The 19543-nt window shown below is 58.3% G+C and carries 16 protein-coding genes; 5 read left to right on the forward strand and 11 right to left on the reverse strand.

Annotated elements, in window-relative coordinates; genetic code table 11:
• Positions 1-44: 44 nt before the first annotated feature.
• Together NPS56_RS10255 and NPS56_RS10260 are read right to left on the reverse strand one after the other, a co-directional pair.
• Positions 45-1169 (reverse strand): methyltransferase, encoded by a 1125-nt coding sequence (locus NPS56_RS10255; protein ID WP_274074514.1) that lies wholly within the window; start codon positions 1167-1169, stop codon positions 45-47.
• A 166-nt stretch (positions 1170-1335) separates the two neighbouring features.
• A complete protein-coding gene (locus tag NPS56_RS10260; RefSeq protein ID WP_274074515.1) occupies positions 1336-2067 on the reverse strand; it encodes a LuxR family transcriptional regulator in 732 nt (243 codons plus the stop codon).
• 326 nt (positions 2068-2393) lie between these two features.
• Here NPS56_RS10260 and NPS56_RS10265 point away from each other — a divergent pair, with 326 nt between their 5' ends.
• Positions 2394-3170 carry a ferredoxin--NADP reductase gene (locus NPS56_RS10265; protein WP_274074516.1) on the forward strand — a complete coding sequence of 259 codons (777 nt, stop codon included), beginning with the start codon at positions 2394-2396 and terminating at the stop codon, positions 3168-3170.
• A gap of 32 nt (positions 3171-3202) precedes the next feature.
• On the opposite strand, the gene mscL is transcribed toward NPS56_RS10265, so the two are convergent.
• Positions 3203-3616, reverse strand: a complete 414-nt coding sequence (gene mscL, locus NPS56_RS10270; protein ID WP_274074517.1) for a large-conductance mechanosensitive channel protein MscL — start codon at positions 3614-3616, stop codon at positions 3203-3205.
• 619 nt (positions 3617-4235) lie between these two features.
• On the opposite strand from mscL, the gene radA reads away from it, so the two are divergent.
• Positions 4236-5603 carry a DNA repair protein RadA gene (radA, locus tag NPS56_RS10275; protein WP_274074518.1) on the forward strand — a complete coding sequence of 456 codons (1368 nt, stop codon included), beginning with the start codon at positions 4236-4238 and terminating at the stop codon, positions 5601-5603.
• A gap of 123 nt (positions 5604-5726) precedes the next feature.
• On the opposite strand, the gene NPS56_RS10280 is transcribed toward radA, so the two are convergent.
• Complete coding sequence (locus NPS56_RS10280) at positions 5727-6095, reverse strand: PilZ domain-containing protein (protein ID WP_274074519.1); 369 nt, start codon at positions 6093-6095, stop codon at positions 5727-5729.
• A 160-nt stretch (positions 6096-6255) separates the two neighbouring features.
• Here NPS56_RS10280 and NPS56_RS10285 point away from each other — a divergent pair, with 160 nt between their 5' ends.
• The 3 genes from NPS56_RS10285 to yjiA all read left to right on the forward strand — a co-directional run bounded on the left by NPS56_RS10285 (position 6256) and on the right by yjiA (position 9630).
• Positions 6256-8322, forward strand: coding sequence for a carbon starvation CstA family protein (locus NPS56_RS10285; RefSeq protein WP_274074520.1), 2067 nt, complete (start codon positions 6256-6258; stop codon positions 8320-8322).
• 15 nt (positions 8323-8337) lie between these two features.
• Positions 8338-8535 (forward strand): YbdD/YjiX family protein, encoded by a 198-nt coding sequence (locus NPS56_RS10290; RefSeq protein ID WP_007895266.1) that lies wholly within the window; start codon positions 8338-8340, stop codon positions 8533-8535.
• A 123-nt stretch (positions 8536-8658) separates the two neighbouring features.
• Positions 8659-9630 carry a GTPase gene (gene yjiA / locus NPS56_RS10295; RefSeq protein ID WP_274074521.1) on the forward strand — a complete coding sequence of 324 codons (972 nt, stop codon included), beginning with the start codon at positions 8659-8661 and terminating at the stop codon, positions 9628-9630.
• On the opposite strand, the gene NPS56_RS10300 is transcribed toward yjiA, so the two are convergent.
• From NPS56_RS10300 to NPS56_RS10330, 7 genes are all read right to left on the reverse strand, one after another.
• Positions 9627-10316: a GntR family transcriptional regulator gene (locus tag NPS56_RS10300; RefSeq protein ID WP_274074522.1), complete on the reverse strand. Its 690-nt coding sequence runs from the start codon at positions 10314-10316 to the stop codon at positions 9627-9629. The two genes, yjiA and NPS56_RS10300, sit on opposite strands and share 4 nt — an antisense overlap.
• Before the next feature lie 25 nt (positions 10317-10341).
• Positions 10342-11046: a FadR/GntR family transcriptional regulator gene (locus NPS56_RS10305; RefSeq protein ID WP_274074523.1), complete on the reverse strand. Its 705-nt coding sequence runs from the start codon at positions 11044-11046 to the stop codon at positions 10342-10344.
• A gap of 64 nt (positions 11047-11110) precedes the next feature.
• The gene (locus NPS56_RS10310) at positions 11111-12424 is read right to left on the reverse strand and encodes a C4-dicarboxylate transporter DctA (protein WP_274074524.1); all 1314 of its coding nucleotides are present in this window, start codon (positions 12422-12424) and stop codon (positions 11111-11113) included.
• A 257-nt stretch (positions 12425-12681) separates the two neighbouring features.
• On the reverse strand, positions 12682-13230 hold the full coding sequence (locus NPS56_RS10315) for a hypothetical protein (protein ID WP_274074525.1): 549 nt from the start codon (positions 13228-13230) through the stop codon (positions 12682-12684).
• A 42-nt stretch (positions 13231-13272) separates the two neighbouring features.
• On the reverse strand, positions 13273-13839 hold the full coding sequence (locus NPS56_RS10320; protein ID WP_274074526.1) for a hypothetical protein: 567 nt from the start codon (positions 13837-13839) through the stop codon (positions 13273-13275).
• A gap of 268 nt (positions 13840-14107) precedes the next feature.
• Positions 14108-15361 (reverse strand): serine hydroxymethyltransferase, encoded by a 1254-nt coding sequence (gene glyA, locus NPS56_RS10325; RefSeq protein ID WP_077185842.1) that lies wholly within the window; start codon positions 15359-15361, stop codon positions 14108-14110.
• Between the two features lie 240 nt (positions 15362-15601).
• Positions 15602-19390, reverse strand: coding sequence for a sensor domain-containing protein (locus tag NPS56_RS10330; protein ID WP_274074606.1), 3789 nt, complete (start codon positions 19388-19390; stop codon positions 15602-15604).
• Between the last annotated feature and the right edge of the window lie 153 nt (positions 19391-19543).

The following is a 19543-nucleotide window of genomic DNA, read 5'->3' on the forward strand; positions in this document are numbered from 1 at the left end:
CCTATGGCATAAAAAACCCTCCAGCTGGAGAGTTTTTTTGCGTGTTACTTGCGGGCCTTGAGGATCACGAATTTCGGGGTGGCCGCCACTTGCTCGACCCCGCGGAACAAACGCGCCAGCTTGCTGTGATAGCCCAGATGGCGGTTGCCGACGATGTACAGCGCTCCGCCCACCACCAGCGCCTCACGGGCTTGCTGGAACATCCGCCAGGCGAGGAAGTCACCCACCACCTGTTGTTGGTGAAACGGTGGATTGCACAGCACCACATCCAGCGACTGGGGCTCCTGCCCGGCCAGGCCATCGCCCGCCCGCACGATCACCTCCCGCTCACCCAGCGTGGCGCGCCAGTTTTCGGCGGCCGATTGCACCGCCATGAAGGATTCATCGACCAGCGTGTAGCGGGCTTCGGGGTTTTGCAGGGCACTGGCGATGGCCAGCACGCCGTTACCGCAACCGAGATCGGCGACCCTTGCGCTGCCGAGGTTCTTCGGCAGGTGCGGCAAGAAGGCTCGTGTGCCGATGTCCAGGCCTTCACGGCAGAACACGTTGGCGTGATTGAGCAGTTCGATCGCCGGATCATCCAGTCGATAACGGCTCGGGTAGGGGGACTCGACGGCGGCTTTGGCTTGAGCCGTGGCGATCAACAGCCGGGCTTTTTTTACCGCCAACGAGGCCTGCACCGGGCCAATATAGCGCTCCAGCAGATCGCCGGCCGCACGCGGCAGATGCTTGACCATTGCTCCGGCAATCACCTGGGCGCCGGGCGACAGTTGGCCTTGCAGGCGGATCAGTTGTTCTTCCAGTAATGCCAGTGTCTTCGGCACCCGGATCAGCACCCGGTCGAACGGTCCCATAAAGGGTTCACTGGCCGGTACGTGGGGCACGGCGTCAAACGCCTGGCCGTTACGGGCCAGATTCTTTTCCAGCCCCTGCAAGGCCAGGAACGAATCGCCGCTGCTGGTCACATTGACCCTGCCTGCCAGGCTGACGGCCAATGCGCCAAAACTGTCGTTCAGCACCAGTACCCGCGAATTCGCCGCGGGCTGCTGCTCGGCCAGGTGATTGAGCAGGTACTCGTCTGCGGCGTCAAAGGCTTGCAGCGGTTCGTTCTGCTGTTCGGGCTGGCGGATCAGGTCGAGCTGGGCGAACGGGGTTTCGAGCAAGGGCATCGGGCAGGGGGCTCTGATAGATAAACGAGGATGTTCCGCGGCCCTGAGGCGTTTGTTGCGGGCGGGACCGTCCGAGTGAACTGCGGCATGCTTTTTTACACGTCAACACTCAAGAGGGATGCAAATGGTACGATTTTTTCTTTTGGATTACCCGCAGGTTTTGTGATCAGCGCAGCGCGCCGCTGCCGAAATAGCCCGCCTTGACTGCGGCAATGACGGCCGAAATCTTGTTATTGACCCCCAGTTTCTCAATCGCACTCTGCACATGGAAATTGACGGTGCGTGCACTGAGATTGAGAATCCTGGCACTCTCGTAGGCCGTCTTGCCATCGGCTGCGAGTTTCAGCACGTCGATTTCCCGAAGCGACAAATTCGTCGCAGCCGATTTTGCCGAATGCGTTGGAAGCGATTGTGCGACCAGTGCATGCAGACGCTGTCCTATGAAGACGGAAAAGCCGAAATTCTCGTACAGCTCAAACGCACTGATGGGACAATGGCTCCGGGCCAGGCTCAGGATGCTGAACAGGCCGCTTTCGTCGTCATGCAACGATTGCGACCAGCCGTGTTGAAATCCTTGAATTCCAAGCGCTTCCCACATCGATGGGACTTTGCAGAAGAGCTCTTCACTCCATAGAACGGGCAACATGGTTTGATTGCAATGAGCCACTACTGGGTCAATTTTACCAAGTTTTTTCTGTTCATACTCGGTGTTCCAGCTTGCAGGATAATTGTTGAGTCTGAGTGTGTTTATTTGCTCCGATCTGGTTTTGTAAGTGACTGAAAATTCAAAAAATTTATATCCGATATTTTTCGCGAAACGCAGCGCTACCTGGTAGGCGGTATCGATCTCCTTTGCGCCGGCTATCTGGCTGAGTTGTAACTCCTTCCACCTTTCCATCTTTGAGCTCCCGTTTTCATTGGCTCGGGTGTGTATGGATCCAATGTGCAGTACGCACGGATTGTAGGATGTTTCATACAAGGCGGTGAGAATTTTTTGTTTTGTTTTAATTTTCAAATCAGGTTTATGGTTCTAATGTGATCTAGTTCGAAAGATGTCAGTGTTAATGTAATTGCGCAGGTTTTCTTATTGTTTAACCAAGTGGTTAAATGTATTTGGGAATAGTCACTCATCAGAAGATGTTTCGCTAAAAACACTACAAATCGCCGGTGTTTATGGGGCCCGCAATGCGAGACACTGCGGTCATGTGTTGAAGGGAGCACCCCATGACCGCCAGTGAAGAGAAATTTACCCGCCAGACCTTGCTCGATGTCCAGCCGTTGACGTCGAACCTGTTCACCCTGCGCACCACGAGGGATGCAGGTTTTCGCTTTCGCGCGGGGCAATTCGCCCGGCTGGGCGTGGTCAAGGCGGACGGCAGTACGGTATGGCGCGCCTATTCCATGGTGTCTTCACCCTACGACGAGTTTCTCGAGTTCTTTTCCATCGTCGTACCCGGCGGCGAATTCACCAGCGAGCTCAGCCGGCTGGGCGTGGGCGATACGCTGCTGGTCGATCGGCAGTCCTATGGTTACCTGACACTCGACCGCTTCGTCGACGGCCGTGATTTGTGGCTGTTATCCACCGGTACAGGTCTGGCACCGTTTCTATCGATCCTGCAGGATTTCGAGGTCTGGGAAAAATTCGAGCGCATCATCCTGGTGTATAGCGTCCGGGAGTCCAGGGAATTGGCTTATCAGGCGCTGATCGCCGGCTTGGCGCAGCGCGACTATTTGCAGGAGTTTGCCCACAAGTTGCAGCTCATCAACACCGTGACTCGCGAGCGGCACCCCGGCGCCCTCAACGGGCGGATCACCACCTTGATTGAAAACGGCGAGCTGGAGCGGGCGGCTGGCGTGGCGCTGACGCCTGAGCATTCACGGGTGATGTTGTGCGGAAACCCGCAGATGATCGATGACACGCGCAAATTGCTCAAGCAGCGCGACATGCACTTGAGCCTCAGCCGGCGACCCGGTCAGGTGGCGGTCGAGAACTTCTGGTAAAAAAAAACGGCGCCTTGATGGCGCCGTTTGTTTCAAGGTCGGTTGTTCTGGGCCTTGAGCAAGTCGCGAATCTCACCGAGCAACTCTTCTTCCTTGGTCGGAACCGGCGGCAGGGTGGGCGCGACGGCTTCTTCACGCTTGAGGCGGTTGATGGCCTTGACGCCCATGAAGATTGCGAAGGCGACGATGACGAAGTCGATCAGGGTCTGGATGAATTTACCGTACGCCAGCACCACCGCCGGGGCATCGCCCTGGGCGGCCTTGAGCGTAATGGCCAGGTCACTGAAGTCCACCCCGCCGATCAGTAGACCGATAGGGGGCATGATCACATCGCCGACAAACGACGTCACGATCTTGCCGAAAGCAGCGCCGATGATGATACCGACGGCCATGTCGATCACATTGCCTTTGACGGCGAAGGCCTTGAACTCGCTTATCACGCCCATAGGACATTTCCTTGTTACAGATGAGGTTGGTGAACGCAGTGTAAATCAGCAGATCGCATCCTGCTCGAAACGACTGCGTGTGAGGTCTGCCTGCAATCGACTGATTCTGCGGTAAAAAGTTTACAAATTGCGCTTCTCCATGCGCCGGGATCTCCTTGCATCTGCTTCCAGCCGCTGGGCAATCGATGATGGGCTTGAAAGAAATCGCTATGGATTGCACGAGTGATTTGAATGTTCCGACGCTCACCGGTAAAGGGGTGATAAGTCTTCCAGCAGGTTGCACTGGTTATTAGGTCAGGGTGTCAATCTACAATCGGATTTAGTGGGAGGTAAGACTCAGGCGTCATATGTTTGTATGACTATTAAAGGTGGTGTTATACATGTAGGGAGTTGATAGTTAATATTTGTACAGGTTTTTTTCTGTCGCTGTTAGGGTGGCCAGGTATTTTGGTGAATTTGTGTATAAGTAAATAACTTATATGTTATGAATTTGTAATTGAGGTCTTTCGAACAAGATTGCTATTCACCAGCCGTATTCAATTAAGGTTGTCTGGCATCAATCGCGACGTACCAGGACAGCTGACCTGAGCTATCATCGCGGTTTTTGCCGGGAGTTCCGATGGCCAAGGCCAAGCGCATGTACGGCTGCACCGAGTGTGGCTCAACCTTTCCCAAGTGGGCCGGACAATGTGGCGAGTGCGGCGCCTGGAACACGCTCACCGAAACCATGGTGGAAAGTGGCGGGGCAGCAGCGCCCAGCGGTCGCACCGGCTGGGCCGGCCAGCAGGCGCAAATCAAGACCCTTGCTGAAGTCAGTGTCGAGGAAGTCCCGCGTTTCTCCACGGCTTCCGGTGAGCTCGACCGGGTGCTCGGTGGCGGCCTGGTAGACGGCTCGGTAGTGCTGATCGGCGGCGATCCCGGCATCGGCAAATCCACCATTCTGCTGCAAACCTTGTGCAATCTGGCCAAGAGCATGCCGGCGTTGTATGTCACGGGCGAAGAGTCGCAGCAGCAGGTGGCCATGCGCGCCCGACGCCTGGGGCTGCCTCAGGATCAGCTGCGGGTCATGACCGAAACCTGCATTGAAACCATCATTGCCACCGCCCGGCTGGAAAAGCCCCGGGTCATGGTGATCGACTCGATCCAGACGATTTTCACCGAACAGCTGCAATCGGCGCCGGGTGGCGTGTCCCAGGTTCGCGAAAGCGCGGCGCTGTTGGTGCGCTATGCCAAGCAGAGTGGCACCGCGATTTTCCTTGTGGGGCACGTGACCAAGGAAGGCGCCCTGGCGGGGCCGCGGGTGCTGGAACACATGGTCGACACCGTGCTGTATTTTGAAGGTGAATCCGACGGGCGCCTGCGCCTGTTGCGGGCGGTAAAAAATCGTTTCGGCGCGGTCAACGAACTGGGCGTGTTCGGCATGACCGACAAAGGCCTGAAAGAAGTCTCCAATCCTTCGGCTATTTTTCTGACCCGTGCCCAGGAAGAAGTCCCAGGCAGTGTGGTCATGGCGACATGGGAAGGCACACGGCCGATGCTGGTGGAAGTCCAGGCGCTGGTCGATGACAGTCACCTGGCCAATCCGCGCCGGGTGACCCTGGGCCTGGACCAGAACCGCCTGGCGATGTTGTTGGCGGTCTTGCACCGGCACGGCGGCATTCCCACCCACGACCAGGATGTGTTTCTCAACGTGGTCGGTGGGGTGAAAGTACTGGAAACGGCATCTGACCTGGCCTTGATGGCAGCCGTCATGTCGAGTTTGCGTAATCGGCCGCTGCCCCATGACCTGCTGGTGTTCGGTGAGGTCGGCCTGTCCGGTGAAGTGCGCCCGGTGCCTAGCGGTCAGGAGCGCCTGAAGGAAGCGGCCAAGCACGGCTTCAAGCGGGCGATCGTGCCCAAGGGCAATGCACCGAAAGAAGCGCCGCCGGGGTTACAGATCATCGCGGTCACCCGACTGGAGCAGGCGCTCGACGCCCTCTTCGAATAACACCAATCCCCTGTAGCAGCGAGCTTGCTCGCGATGGACGTCAACGATGACGCGAGCTGTCTGAGTGAGCGCGTGATCCGGACGTTTTTCGCGAACAAGCTCGCTCCTGCAGGGGGGGGCGATTCAGATTTCGATGAGGGCACCCAGTTCCCGCTCAAGCTCCTGCGGATCCCCCAGATTGAATTCAATCAATCGCCGCAGGCGCTCAATGGACTCCAGGCTGATATGCCTGCACTCGAAGCCGAGCTGCCCGTGGTCTTGATGGGTCAACTGCACATCCATCTCGATATCGACGTCTTCGCTCAGATGGATGTCGACAAAAAAATCTTGCTGCGGATCGCCCAGCCAGGGTTCCGGCCGCTCGATCAGCAAGCCCTTGAGCGACAGGTCGATCAGTTTCACCGGCCAGATGAACGGCCCCTGGCCCAGCTCGGTTCTGGCATCGAACGCAATACGTTTGAAACGGCGACGTTCGGCAGGGAGCTCGCTCATGGCACGATCCTCGGAAATGTACGCTGACTATAGACCGGCATCGCGAAAAGCTGCCAGCGCCGCCAGGTGTCTAGACCAATGTTGGGGTATGGCCTTTGCTGTCAGGCGAGCTAAACTCGATGTTGCTGTCTTTCTTGTCCACTCTGGCTGGAATAATAAAATGAAAAATAATAATAGCCCGCTACGCCACTTACCCTGGCTGCTGCTGGCAATCGTTGGGGCGTGCGCCCTGGGCGTCGTGGCACTTCGCCGAGGTGAAGCGATCAACGCTTTGTGGATCGTGGTCGCTGCCGTGGCCATCTATCTCGTTGCGTATCGTTACTACAGTCTGTTCATCGCTAATAATGTCATGCAACTCGATGCTCGACGGGCTACCCCCGCCGTGCTCAACAATGACGGTCTGGATTATGTCCCGACCAACAAGCATATCCTCTTCGGTCACCACTTCGCGGCCATCGCTGGCGCGGGGCCGCTGGTCGGTCCGGTCCTGGCGGCGCAGATGGGCTATCTGCCCGGTACTTTGTGGCTGATTGCCGGCGTGGTGCTGGCCGGTGCCGTGCAGGACTTCATGGTCCTGTTCATGTCCACCCGCCGCAACGGCCGTTCGCTGGGCGACATGGTCCGGGAAGAAATGGGCCGCATCCCCGGCACCATCGCGCTGTTCGGCTGCTTCCTGATCATGATCATCATCCTCGCGGTGCTGGCGCTGATCGTGGTCAAGGCCCTGGCCGAAAGCCCGTGGGGGATCTTCACGGTGATGGCGACCATCCCGATCGCGATGTTCATGGGCATCTACATGCGCTACATCCGCCCGGGCCGCATCGGTGAGATTTCCGTGATCGGCGTATTGCTGCTGCTGGGGTCGATCTGGCTGGGTGGGCAGATTGCTGCGGATCCGGTCTGGGCCAAGGCCTTCACCTTCAATGGCGTTCAGATTACGTGGATGCTGGTCGGTTACGGTTTCGTGGCAGCTTCGTTACCGGTCTGGCTGATCCTGGCACCGCGTGACTACCTGTCGACGTTCCTGAAAATCGGCACCATCGTGGCCTTGGCGATCGGCATCCTGATCACCATGCCCGAGCTGAAAATGCCGGCGCTGACCCAATTTGTCGATGGCACTGGCCCGGTGTGGAAGGGCGGTCTGTTCCCGTTCCTGTTCATCACCATCGCCTGTGGCGCGGTCTCGGGTTTCCATGCGCTGATCTCCTCCGGCACCACGCCGAAACTGCTGGATAACGAGGTTAACTCCCGTTACATCGGTTATGGCGCCATGCTGATGGAGTCCTTCGTGGCCATCATGGCCATGGTCGCCGCATCGGTGATCGAGCCAGGCGTGTACTTCGCCATGAACAGCCCCGCCGCAGTTGTGGGCGGTGACGTGATGGCTGTGGCGCAAACCGTCAGCAGCTGGGGTTTTGCAATCACCCCTGAGGCGCTGCAGGCAGTAGCGCACGACATCGGCGAAACCACCATCCTGGCCCGTGCCGGCGGTGCACCGACCCTGGCGGTCGGCATCGCGCAGATCCTGCACAGTGTGCTGCCGGGTGAAAACACCATGGCGTTCTGGTACCACTTCGCGATCCTGTTCGAAGCGCTGTTCATCCTGACCGCGGTGGACGCCGGCACCCGTGCCGGGCGTTTCATGCTGCAGGACCTGCTCGGCTCCTTCGTGCCCGCGCTCAAACGCACCGAGTCCTGGACTGCCAACCTGATTGCCACCGCTGGCTGTGTGGCGATGTGGGGCTGGTTGCTGTATCAGGGCGTGATCGATCCGCTGGGTGGCATCAATACCCTGTGGCCGCTGTTCGGCATCTCCAACCAGATGCTCGCCGGTATCGCGCTGATGCTCGGCACCGTCGTGCTGATCAAGATGAAGCGTCAGCGGTATGTCTGGGTCACCATGCTGCCTGCCGTGTGGTTGCTGATCTGCACCACCACCGCCGGCTTCATCAAGCTGTTCGACGCCAACCCGGCGATCGGCTTCCTGGCCCTGGCGAAAAAATACAGCGATGCCTTGGCCAATGGCCAGATCCTCGCTCCAGCCAAGGACATCACTCAGATGCAGCACGTGATCTTCAACGCCTACACCAACGCCACGCTGACCGCGCTGTTCCTGTTCGTGGTATTCAGCATCCTGTTCTACGCACTCAAGGTCGGTATTTCTGCCTGGGGTACGAAAGAGCGCACGGACAAGGAAGCGCCGTTCCAGGCGCTGCCGGATGCGTAACCAGAGGATTGCAGCATGTTCAATGACCTGAGTCGCCTCGGTAAATACCTCGGTCAGGCCGCGCGCCTGATGGTCGGCATGCCCGACTACGACAATTACGTCGAGCATATGCAAACAAAGCACCCGGACAAACCGGTGATGAGCTACGAGATGTTCTTTCGGGAACGCCAGGAAGCTCGTTACGGTGGCAAGGGTGGGCCGAAGTGTTGTTGATACAACACGCCTAGGCGACACACCACTGTAGGAGCCCGGCTTGCCGGCGAAAGCGATCTTCCGGACGCCTTCGCCGGCAAGCCGGGCTCCTACAGTTTTATCAGCGCATGGGAGATTTTCGTTTTGCTCACTCCAATCCCGGTCACGATCCTCAGCGGCTTCCTCGGCGCCGGCAAAACCACGCTGTTGCGCCACCTGCTCAAAGCCGAGCATGGCCTGAAAATCGCCGTGATCGAAAATGAATTCAGCGACGCCGGCATCGACACCCAACTGTTGGGTGACGAGCCGGTTCAAGTCATGACGCTGTCCAACGGCTGCGTCTGTTGCACGATCCACACCGACCTGACCAAGGCCCTGTATCTGCTGCTCGAACGTCTCGACAGTGGCGAAATCGCCTTCGACCGCCTGGTGATCGAGTGCACCGGCCTCGCCGACCCGGCTCCGGTGGCGCAAACCTTCTTCATCGACGAGGAGCTGCGCGAGCGCTACATCCTCGACGGCATCATCACCTTGGTAGACGCGGCACACGCCGAGCAGCATCTGACCCAGACCATCGCCCAGGCGCAAATCGGTTTCGCCGACCGGCTGCTGGTGAGCAAGCGTGATCTGGTGGACGAACCTGCGTTCACTGCGTTGAGCGAGCGTCTGACCCGTATCAATCGCCGTGCACCGATCCGCGTGGTCGACCACGGCAAGATCGACCTGGCCGAACTGCTCGACGTGCGTGGTTTCAATCTCAATGCCGACCTTGGTGGTGGCGTGAGTTTGCGCCCGGTCAGTCAGGCGCCGTCCGTCGACCGTATTTCCAGCCTGGTGCTGCGCACCGACAAGCCGCTGGATATCGACAAGCTCAGCGAGTTCATGAACGAACTGCTGGAAGACCACGGCAAGCAACTGCTGCGCTACAAGGGCGTTTTGAACATCCTCGGCGAACCGCGTCGGATGGTGTTTCAGGGGGTTCTTAAGTTGTACGGATTCGACTGGGACACCGAGTGGGCCGACGATGAAGCGCGCGAAAGCGTGATCGTGTTCATTGCCGATGATTTGCCGGAAGAAAAGATTCGCCAGGGGTTCGCTCGAGTGGCGGCGAACTAACCGGCAATACGCTTGCGGTTGGAGAGCGGTTGAGCGTTCAGCAATACCGCCTCCAGATGATCCAGATGCCGGTTCAGTAATGTCGCTGCCATCGCGGCATCCCTACGCGTAAGCGCGTCCACTATTTTCTCGTGCACCTGCCAGGCGCAGTAGTCCTCCCCGCACACCTCAAGCTGCGCAATCGCCAGCGAACTCGGTGGCACCAGGCTGCCGAGAAAATGCGCCAACGGTGCATTGCCCGCCATTTCTGCCAACTGTAGGTGAAACTCTCCTGCCAGACGTATTGCCCGGCCACGCTCAGTGCATTGGCGCTCGCGATCGACCAACGCGCTCAGGCGCTTCAAGGCTTGCGTGCAGGGCCGCTGGCAGGCCAGCTTCACCAGCATGAGCTCGGTCAGTCGCCGCGCATGCAGCGTTTGCCGAACTTGATCGACATTGAGCGCCGCTACACGGGGGCGATGATTGACCCGCAGAATAATGATCTGCTGATGGGACAGTCGCATCAGCACATCACGCATGTCACTGCGCCTTGCACCGAACATTTGCGCCAGGCTTTCTTCGGTAAAGCGACTGGCCTCATGGATGCGCTGTTCAAGAATGGCGTCGAGGACCCGCGAGTACAGATCATCCGCCGCCGGTGGAAAGGGCAGGGTCGTAAGCGTTTGCGGTGAAACGAAGCTGTTCATGGCCAATCTCCAGTTCGAAGAGGGTTCAACTGCCAAGGTTGTCGTCCGGGATGTTCAGTTCAATGCCCATGCGCTGGCCCTCGCGAAGGATGTGCCGACGCATCTCGGCACTGGCCTGGGCGCTGTTCTTGCTGCGGATCGCCCGCACCACCGCTTCGTTTTCTTCGAGGCGTTCGGCCAGATGCTCCGGGGAATTGCGCAGCACTTCGGCGCTTTGTTTGAGCGCATTGCTGGTCTGCTGGACAACGCTCTGGAAGATCGGGTTCGAGGTCAGGGTGAAGAGTTCTTCGTGGAACGCAATGTAGGCGCTCACCCCGGCTTCGCTGTCGTTGGCCTCCAGGGCTTCGCGCATGTCCATCAGGGTCAGGCGCAGTTGCCCGACTTCCTTGCTGCTGATCGACTGCGCCACCAGACCGACGATGAACGGCTCAAGGGTGTAGCGCAGTTGCAGTACGTCTTCCAGGCTTGCGGCGGCCACGGCACTGTCGTGCTGTTGGCTGTCGGCAAGATTGGCCTCCAGGACCACCACCCCTTTACCCGGCATGGACCGCACCAGACCGAGGGTTTCGAGCACGATGACGGCTTCTCGCAGGCTGGGGCGGCTGATACCCAGTTGTTCGGCCAACTCGCGTTGCCCTGGCAGCATGTCACCGGAACGCCACTGACCGCGGGCCAGCGCGGCCCGAAGTTTTTCTACGACTGAATTTACAACGGTCGACGAGGTAATCACTGTTCGCTCCATGAGCTCAAAAACGGTTTGGCCATGCCTGCCCGGGAGCAGGCACGGCGTTCATTCAAAATTCCTGCTGATGGGCCGCAGCCACCGGTTTTCTCGGCTGGAAGGTATAACCCACCTGGCCGGAAAGCACTTTGTTCGCCCGCTCCACATCGATGTCTTTTTCCCAGCGAGCGATCGCCACGGTGGCCACGCAGTTGCCGATCAGGTTGGTCAGGGCCCGGCCGATCCCCATGAACCAGTCCACGGCCAACACCAGCACCAGGCCCACCACGGGAATCGCCGGGATTGCCGTCAGCGTGGCCGCCAGAATCACCAGGGCCGAACCCGGGATGCCGTGTGCGCCTTTGGAGGTGATCAAGGACACCAATAGAATCGTCAGCAAGTCGGTCATGGCCAGCGGCGTGCCGGTGGCATTGGCGATGAACACGATGGCCAGGGTCAGGTAGATCGAGAAACCGTCGAGGTTGAACGAATATCCGGTGGGAATCACCAACCCGACCGTCGAGCTGCCGATACCCAGATGCTCAAGCTTGCGCATGATTTGTGGCAGCACAGCGTCTGACGAGGCGGTGCCCATGACGATCAGCAGTTCTTCGCGCAGGTACTTGAGCAACGGCCACATCTTCAGGCCGGAAAGGCGCATGACCAGGCCGAGAATCAGCGCCACGAAGGCCACGCAGGTCAGGTAAAACAGGCCGACCAGACTGCCCAGATGCTGCAGCGAGTCCAGGCCGTATTTGCTGGTGGTGAAGGCGATCGCGCCGAATACGCCGATCGGTGCCAGTCGCACGATCATGCCCATGATGCGGAAGATCACATGGCTGAGTTCGTTGATCAGTCGCGAAATGCCCGACGCCGCTTCTCCCACCAGATTCAGGGCGCTGCCAAACAACACCGAAAACAGCAGGACTTGCAGGATGTTGTTATCGGCAAATGCACCGATCACCGAGGTCGGAATCAGGTCCATCAGGAACTGTGTGGTGGTATGCATGTGCTGGCCGCGCTGGGCGATATCGCCCATGTCAGCCGCAGAAAGCTGTTCCAGATGAATGTTCGCGCCACTGCCGATACCGGTGCTGAAGGCGAACACCAGGCCGATCACCAGGGCAATGGTGGTCAAGACTTCGAAATAGATCACGGATTTCAGGCCGATACGCCCGACCTTCTTCAGGTCGCCGGCACCGCTGATGCCGCTGACCACGACGCAGAACACGATCAGGCCGATGAGCATCTTGATCAGCTTGATGAAACCGTCCCCGAGGGGTTTGAGCTGAGCGGAGTATTCGGGAAGGGTCAGCCCGCAGACGATGCCGAGCACCAGTCCGAGAACCACTTGGAGGAAGATTGAACGCGAGCACCATCTGAGCATGGGAGGAATCCTGGTCGGTGTCCTGGCTGCCGAGTTTGAGGGCTTTCGGCTTCAGGACTTAATTATTGTGGTCTTACCGGTATGTCCAGTGCAGGCGCAGTCTAGGCGTGGACTTCGGGTGATCGCAAGGGAAAATGTTGAAATTGGCATGACCGGTCTTACCAGTTGAATGGCAAGGCCCGGTCTTGAGCGGTTTGGGTCTGTGAAAAAAATCGAATCGGGTTCAAGGGGGAAGTCGAGGCGCTTTCGGATCAGTTTTAGACTTCGTCCGGATTGTCGACATAAGAGGCATTGCGCTCGATGATGTTCAGGTGAAAGACCAGGTTGCTCCCGCCTCCGCCTGCATTGACATGATGACCATCGTGGGAATACATATATTTCGTACCGGCAAGCGGGACCCCATGAGTGGTCTGGATCGTTAAGGACAATTTATTGGAAGAGATGTCATCCAATGTAATCACGTTGCCGTTTTTGTCGAGAAGGTTGAAATTGGCAGCGTCTTTATTTTCTGTTGCAATAATGGTTTTGTATTTGTTCATGCCGAGGATGCTTCCGTAATAGGCGCCTGGCGTGCGTATGTAAATATGGTAGTGGTTTGCGGTGCACCTGAAATAAAATCTTAAAGTGTTGTGGGGATTTTTGCTGTCCGCGAAAAGATAGTTGGAAATATCTAGTGTGCCTTCGTACTTATAATGCTTAGGGGGTTGCATGGTGACTTTTTTGTTATGGGTCAGTCGAGGGAAGTGCAGGTGACCGAAATTGGTGGACAGTTCGGCAATGAAGGATTTTTGACGATCGGTGCTCATTTTATCTTCCTTGATAAAGTTTCAACTGTTGGTTGGAGTTACTTAGATTTCATCTGGGGTGCTTAGGTAAGTCGCATTTCTTTCAAGAATTTTCAATCTGCAAAGCAGGGGTGTCTGTCCCTTGTTGGCGATGTATGTGTACTTTGAGCCGTATAGATTTTGGCGGTGGAGGAGCCCGGATCCACTGACTTGGATGTAGGTCTCCAGGCTGTCTTCCCTGATGTCGTCCAGTGTCATAGCCCTGTTGTGACGATTGATCAAGTTGAATGTCGTGGAACCGGCAATGGGGAATGCGCCGACAAACCCGGATGTATCGACACTGATGCACTTTCCGAAATACGGGCCTGGCGTCCGGATATAGAGTCTGTAGCCATAATTTGTATATCTGAAATAGAGTAATAGGCCGGGTATGGCATCTGCCGAAATTTCAGGGTGCAGCCCAAGCCGGTGGGAGTCGTCTCTGCGTTGTGGTGGGCCGGTAAAAAAGCCACCACTGGCAAATACACTACTGGCGATGGCTGGCTCGCCATGAAGCAAGTCGAGAAAGTGCAGCGGTATGTTGTCTGTGCCTAGTGTGGCAATAAATGATTTTTGCCGGTCTGTAGTCATTGTCTTGTCTCGCTATTCGTTTGGTTGTAGCGCTTGTTTGAGTGGGTTTGTGCTCAAGCTGAAAGTGCTTTCCTTGGAATATAGCGATTCTAATAAAAGTGGCGTGATTTAAATTAAGGCAGGGTTTTTCCAGGGTTTTATTAAATGGCTGGTTGCCGTTTTGTTAGTTTGTCTGGAATGTCGACGTCGCGGGTTATAAAAGAATTTACGCATAAAAAACCCGACCACAGAGGGTCGGGTTTTTGTCTGGCTCGGTAAAGCGCTGTAATTAAGCGCCGTACACCGGCAGCTTCTTGCAGATCGCCTTGACCTTCTCACGAACGGCATCGATCACCGCTTCGTTGTTCAGGTCCGCCAGGATGTCGCAGATCCAGCCGGCCAGTTCCTTGCACTCTGCTTCCTTGAAGCCGCGAGTGGTCACAGCCGGGGTGCCGAAGCGCAGGCCGGAGGTGACGAACGGGGAGCGTGGGTCGTTTGGCACGGAGTTCTTGTTCACGGTGATGAACGCTTTGCCCAGGGCGGCGTCGGCGTCTTTACCGGAGATTTCCTGCTTGATCAGCGACAGCAGGAACAGGTGGTTTTCAGTGCCACCGGAAACCACGTCGAAACCGCGCTCGATGAACACGCCGGCCATGGCCTTGGCGTTTTTCACCACTTGTTGCTGGTAAGCCTTGAACTCAGGCTGCAGCGCTTCCTTGAAGCAGATCGCTTTAGCGGCGATCACGTGCTCCAGCGGGCCGCCCTGGGCGCCTGGGAATACGGCGGAATTCAGCTTCTTCTCGATGTCGGCGTTGGCGCGAGCCAGGATCAGGCCACCACGTGGACCGCGCAGGGTCTTGTGGGTGGTGGTGGTCACCACGTCAGCGAATGGAACCGGGTTCGGGTAGACGCCAGCGGCGACCAGACCGGCCACGTGGGCCATGTCGACGAACAGGTAGGCACCCACCTTGTCGGCGATTTCACGGAAGCGCGGGAAGTCGAGGATCTGCGAGTAGGCAGAGAAACCGGCCACGATCATTTTTGGCTTGTGTTCAACAGCCAGGCGCTCGACTTCGTCGTAGTCGATCAGGCCGTTGGCATCGATGCCGTACTGGATGGCGTTGTACAGCTTGCCGGAGGACGAAACGCTGGCACCGTGGGTCAGGTGACCGCCGTGGGCCAGGCTCATGCCCAGGATGGTGTCGCCAGCCGACAGCAGGGCCAGGTAAACAGCGCTGTTGGCTTGGGAACCGGCGTGTGGCTGAACGTTGGCGTAATCGGCGCCGAACAGTTCTTTTGCACGGTCGATGGCCAACTGCTCTACGACGTCGACGTACTCGCAACCACCGTAGTAGCGCTTGCCCGGGTAGCCTTCGGCGTACTTGTTGGTCAGTACCGAGCCTTGAGCTTCCATCACCGCGGGGCTGGTGTAGTTTTCCGAAGCGATCAGCTCAATGTGCTCTTCCTGGCGCTGAGCTTCTTGCTCCATGGCGGCAAAGAGATCGGCGTCGTACTTGGCAATAGTCAAATCACGGCTGAACATGGCGGTCCTCAAGGATCGGGGGCGGAAAAGGGGGGCATTCTAACCCAATGGGTTTTGGAAGGCATATGAAACGACATCATGTCGCAGACAAGTGGGCTTCATGACGGGATCAGTGGTGATCGTGCCGGCCCAATCGCCAGCAGGCTGGCTCCCACAGAAGTCGCGACAGCCTGCAAATTCCCTGGCCGACCTAAATTCTTGTGGGAGCCAGCCTGCTGGCGATGGCATCCCCACAAAATTTCAGTCGAACATGAAGAGGGCATCATTGCTGAACTGCACTTCAAAGGTATTGGCTGGCATCGGCCGCCCGAACAGGTACCCCTGGACCTCGTCGCAACCGTGTTCCCTGAGGAAATCAAGCTGCTCCTGGGTTTCCACACCCTCGGCGATCACCGCCAGGTTGAGGCTGTGGGCCATGGCGATGATCGCCCGGGCGATCTGCGCATCCTGTTCGCCCGACGGCAGGCCGTCGACGAAGGTGCGGTCGATTTTCAGGACGTCGATCGGGAACTGCTTGAGGTAGTTGAGCGATGAATAGCCCGTGCCGAAGTCGTCGACCGCGATGCTCAGGCCAAGGTTTTTCAAGCCGGCGAGAATCTGCATGGCTTCGCTGACTTCGCGCATCAGGATACTTTCGGTCAGCTCCAGCTCCAGGCATGCCGGCGGCAGTCCGGTGTCCTTCAGGATGTTGGCGATCCGTGTGCCGAGCTGGCCGTCGGAGAACTGCCGGGCGGAGATGTTCACCGACACCTTCGGCACGCGCACCTTGGCCTGATGCCAGGTCTTGAGCTGACGGCAGGCCTCGCTGATCACCCAATCGCCGACATCCACCACCAGGCCGAGCTCTTCGAGCACCGGGATGAAGTCCCCCGGCGGCACCAGGCCGCGGCGCGGATGACGCCAGCGCAGCAAGGCTTCGGTACCGGTCAGGCGTTTGCCATCGCCGCTGAATTGCGGTTGGTAATACAACACGAATTCGTTCTGTTCCAAGGCGTGTCGCAGGTCGCTTTCCAGTTCCAGGCGCTCCAGGGCGCTGGCGTTCATGTCCGCCTGATAGAACTGGAAGTTGTTCTTGCCGCGTTCCTTGGCGTGGTACATCGCGGTGTCGGCGTTTTTCATCAGTTGGCTGAGTTCATTGCCGTCCTGCGGGCTCAGGGCGATGCCGATACTGGCCGTGACGAAGAACTCGCGGCCTTCGAGCACGAAGGGTTTGACCAGGCTGGCGAGAATCTGCTCTGCCACGTGAATCGCCCGGTTCAGGGCGATTTCACGGTTGGCCCGTGGTTGCAGGAGCAAGGTGAATTCATCGCCGCCCATGCGCGCTACGGTGTCGTCGTCGTCGACGCAACCGAGCAGGCGCGTGGCCATTTCCTTGAGCATGCGATCACCGGCGGCGTGGCCCAGGGAATCGTTGATCGGCTTGAAGCGGTCCAGGTCGAGGAACATCAACACCACCCAGGACTTCTGCCGCTCGGCGGCTTGCAGCGCGGTGTGCAGGCGATCCTGGAACAGCGTGCGGTTGGGCAGGTGGGTCAGGGCGTCGTAATAGGCCAGGCGGTGAATCCGTTGTTCACTGGCCTTGCGTTCGCTGATGTCGCTGAAAAAACACACGTAACTGGCCAGGTCGCCTTCATCGTCCAGTACCGCGGTTATGCCGACCCAGGCCGGATAATGCTCGCCATTGCGGCGCCTGAGCCACACTTCGCCTTCCCAGGTGCTGTGCTGGTTCAGTTGCTTGAGCACGTAGCGCAAATGGGCTTCCTGCTGCTCGTCGACGGTGAGCATGTTCGGCAACTGGTCGAGTACCTGTTCCACGGCATACCCGCTGACACGGCTGAAGGCTTCGTTGGCCTGGACGATATAGCCGGCCGGGTCGGTGATCAGGATCGCCGAGGTCGAGTGCTCGAATACCGTGGCGGCCATTCGCAGGTCTTTCTCGGCCCGGCGTTGCTGGCTGATGTCGCGACCGACCCCCAGCACGCCCTCGAAGGCACCGTGTTCGTCCCAGACCAATACCAGCCGCAGTTCGATGGGAATCTTGCGCCCGTCGGCGCGCAGGCAGTCGAACAGAAACAGTTGGGTTTGCACCTGGCTGCGCAACAGGGCCAGTTGTTCGGGTTTATCCAGCGCTTTGCTGACGCGATCCATCAAGTGGTAGATGCCGCTCAGCTGTTGCGGATTGGCAATGGTCGATTGCCAGCCATTCTGGAAAATCCACTCCGCTTCATAGCCCAGCACTGCCTGCACCGACGGGCTGACATAGTTGAGCGCCATGCGGTTGTCGGTGGAGAAAATCACGTCGCTGATGCTTTCAGCGAGCATCCTGTAGCGCTGCTCGCTGTCGCGCAGCGACTCACTGGCTTCAATCTGCTCGGTAACGTCCTTGGCCACGCCGATGATGCGGGTGACCTGGTCATGCTTGTCCCGTGCCAGTGCCTGCTCGCGAATGTCGAAGCGCCGCCATTCGCCGTCACGGTGGCGAAAGCGCAACTGGCACTGCATCAATTGGCTGTAACCGCCTTGCCGCTGGCTCTGGCGCGAGCGGTGGTAGTAGTCGGCATCGTCGGGGTGCAGGAGGATTTCCCAGAAGTACTCGCCCATCTGCTGCAGTTCAGTGCGGTTGTAGCCCAGCGTCTGGCCCAGATGGTGGTTGCTGAAGATCATTCGCTGGCTGATCACGTCTTGCACGTAAAGGTGATCGGGCACGGTCCGCACGACGTCGGACCAGAAGCCTTCGCGCTCCTGCAGCGACAGCTCGATGAGCTTGCGGCTGGTGATATCGGTGATGCTCAGGATCACGGCCTTGAAGTCGTCCGGGTTTTGCGGCAGGCGCAACACCAGCCACAGGTGCTGGTCACGACCCCCGGCGTCCTGCAGCTTGATTTCCAGTTCAAGCTGCTGCTGTTGCTTGTGCACCGCTTCGAGGACCTGATTGCCGATGGCGCTGCCCGCCACGGGGTTGCCATCGATCAGCAGGTTCCACACTTGCTCACAGGTGTTGACGTTCAGCAGTTGCAGGGCGACCTGATTGACCTCGGTGATGCGCAGTTCCTGCAACAATTGCCGGCGCAGGTTTGGTGTCCCCAGCCAGGTTTGCAGTTGCTCGTCGCGCAGCAACTGAGCCTTGTCGAACAGGCTGCGCAGGCCCGACATGTCGAGGACGCACAGGGCCACGCCAGTGCCTTCGAAAATCTCCTGGTAGCGTCGGCGACCTTCGTGCAGTTGGCGCTGGCGACGGCGCATGTTCAGCAGGACGATGAACGGCAACATGGAAAAGGCCAGGCCCAGCAGGCATTTGCCGATGAAGGCCGGCAGCAGTTCCTCGAGTACTCGCTGACGATCGAACAGGCCTCGTAGTTGCCAGTCGCTGCCGCTCAGTGGGACGGTCAGTACGCTGTTGGCCACATCGTCCTGGGTCAGGGTGCCCGGGTTGACCTGCGGCAACGCCTGGTCGCGGCTGATGATCTGGTGATTGAAGCGGTTTTCCACCAACCACAGCGGAGCCGCCGCCGTTTCATTGAGCTTGGTCAGGGAGGCGAAAAACGTCGGTTTGAAGCGCAAGGCCCAATAGCCGCGGTTGCTGCCGCTAGATTGATGCAACAGCAAATGCACTCGCGAGCCGTCGATGGCGTTGCTGTAATAGTGGGGTTGTGCGCGACTGCGGCGCACCAGTTCCGCCAGATAGTCGGCATCTTCGCGGGTGCCAACCGTGTCACTGAGGATTCTTCCCGAGGGACTGAGCAGTGCGAGGCTCAGCAGGTCGGGCAGGGATTTTTGCAGTTTGCGCTGCAAGTCCAGTAGCTCGTCGGCACTTTGCGGCTGCTCGACAATCGGTAGCAGGTTGAGGGCGATCTGCGCGTTGAGCGCCATGTTCAGGCTGACTTGCGTGGCCAGGTCGGCGGTGTAGTCGATGGTGGCCTGGCGCTTGCTCTTCTGGGTTTCGCGCAGCTGATCCAGCAATTGCCAGAACAGCAATGCGAGCAGCAGCAACACCAACATCGCCAAAGCGCCCTTGAGTGTGCCGCGCATGGGCGAGCCGGGTGCAACAGTCGGTGCACGGGTGATCAGGGACGGAGGGACACTGGACAAACTGTAATCCTGCGGTTTGGCTGGACTGGCGCGACGTGCACTATAAGCCGGACGCCCGAAGGGCGGCTAGCATGCCTTGAGTTGTGGCAAAGT

The organism is Pseudomonas putida, from assembly GCF_028682635.1.
GTDB lineage: Bacteria > Pseudomonadota > Gammaproteobacteria > Pseudomonadales > Pseudomonadaceae > Aquipseudomonas > Aquipseudomonas putida_AE.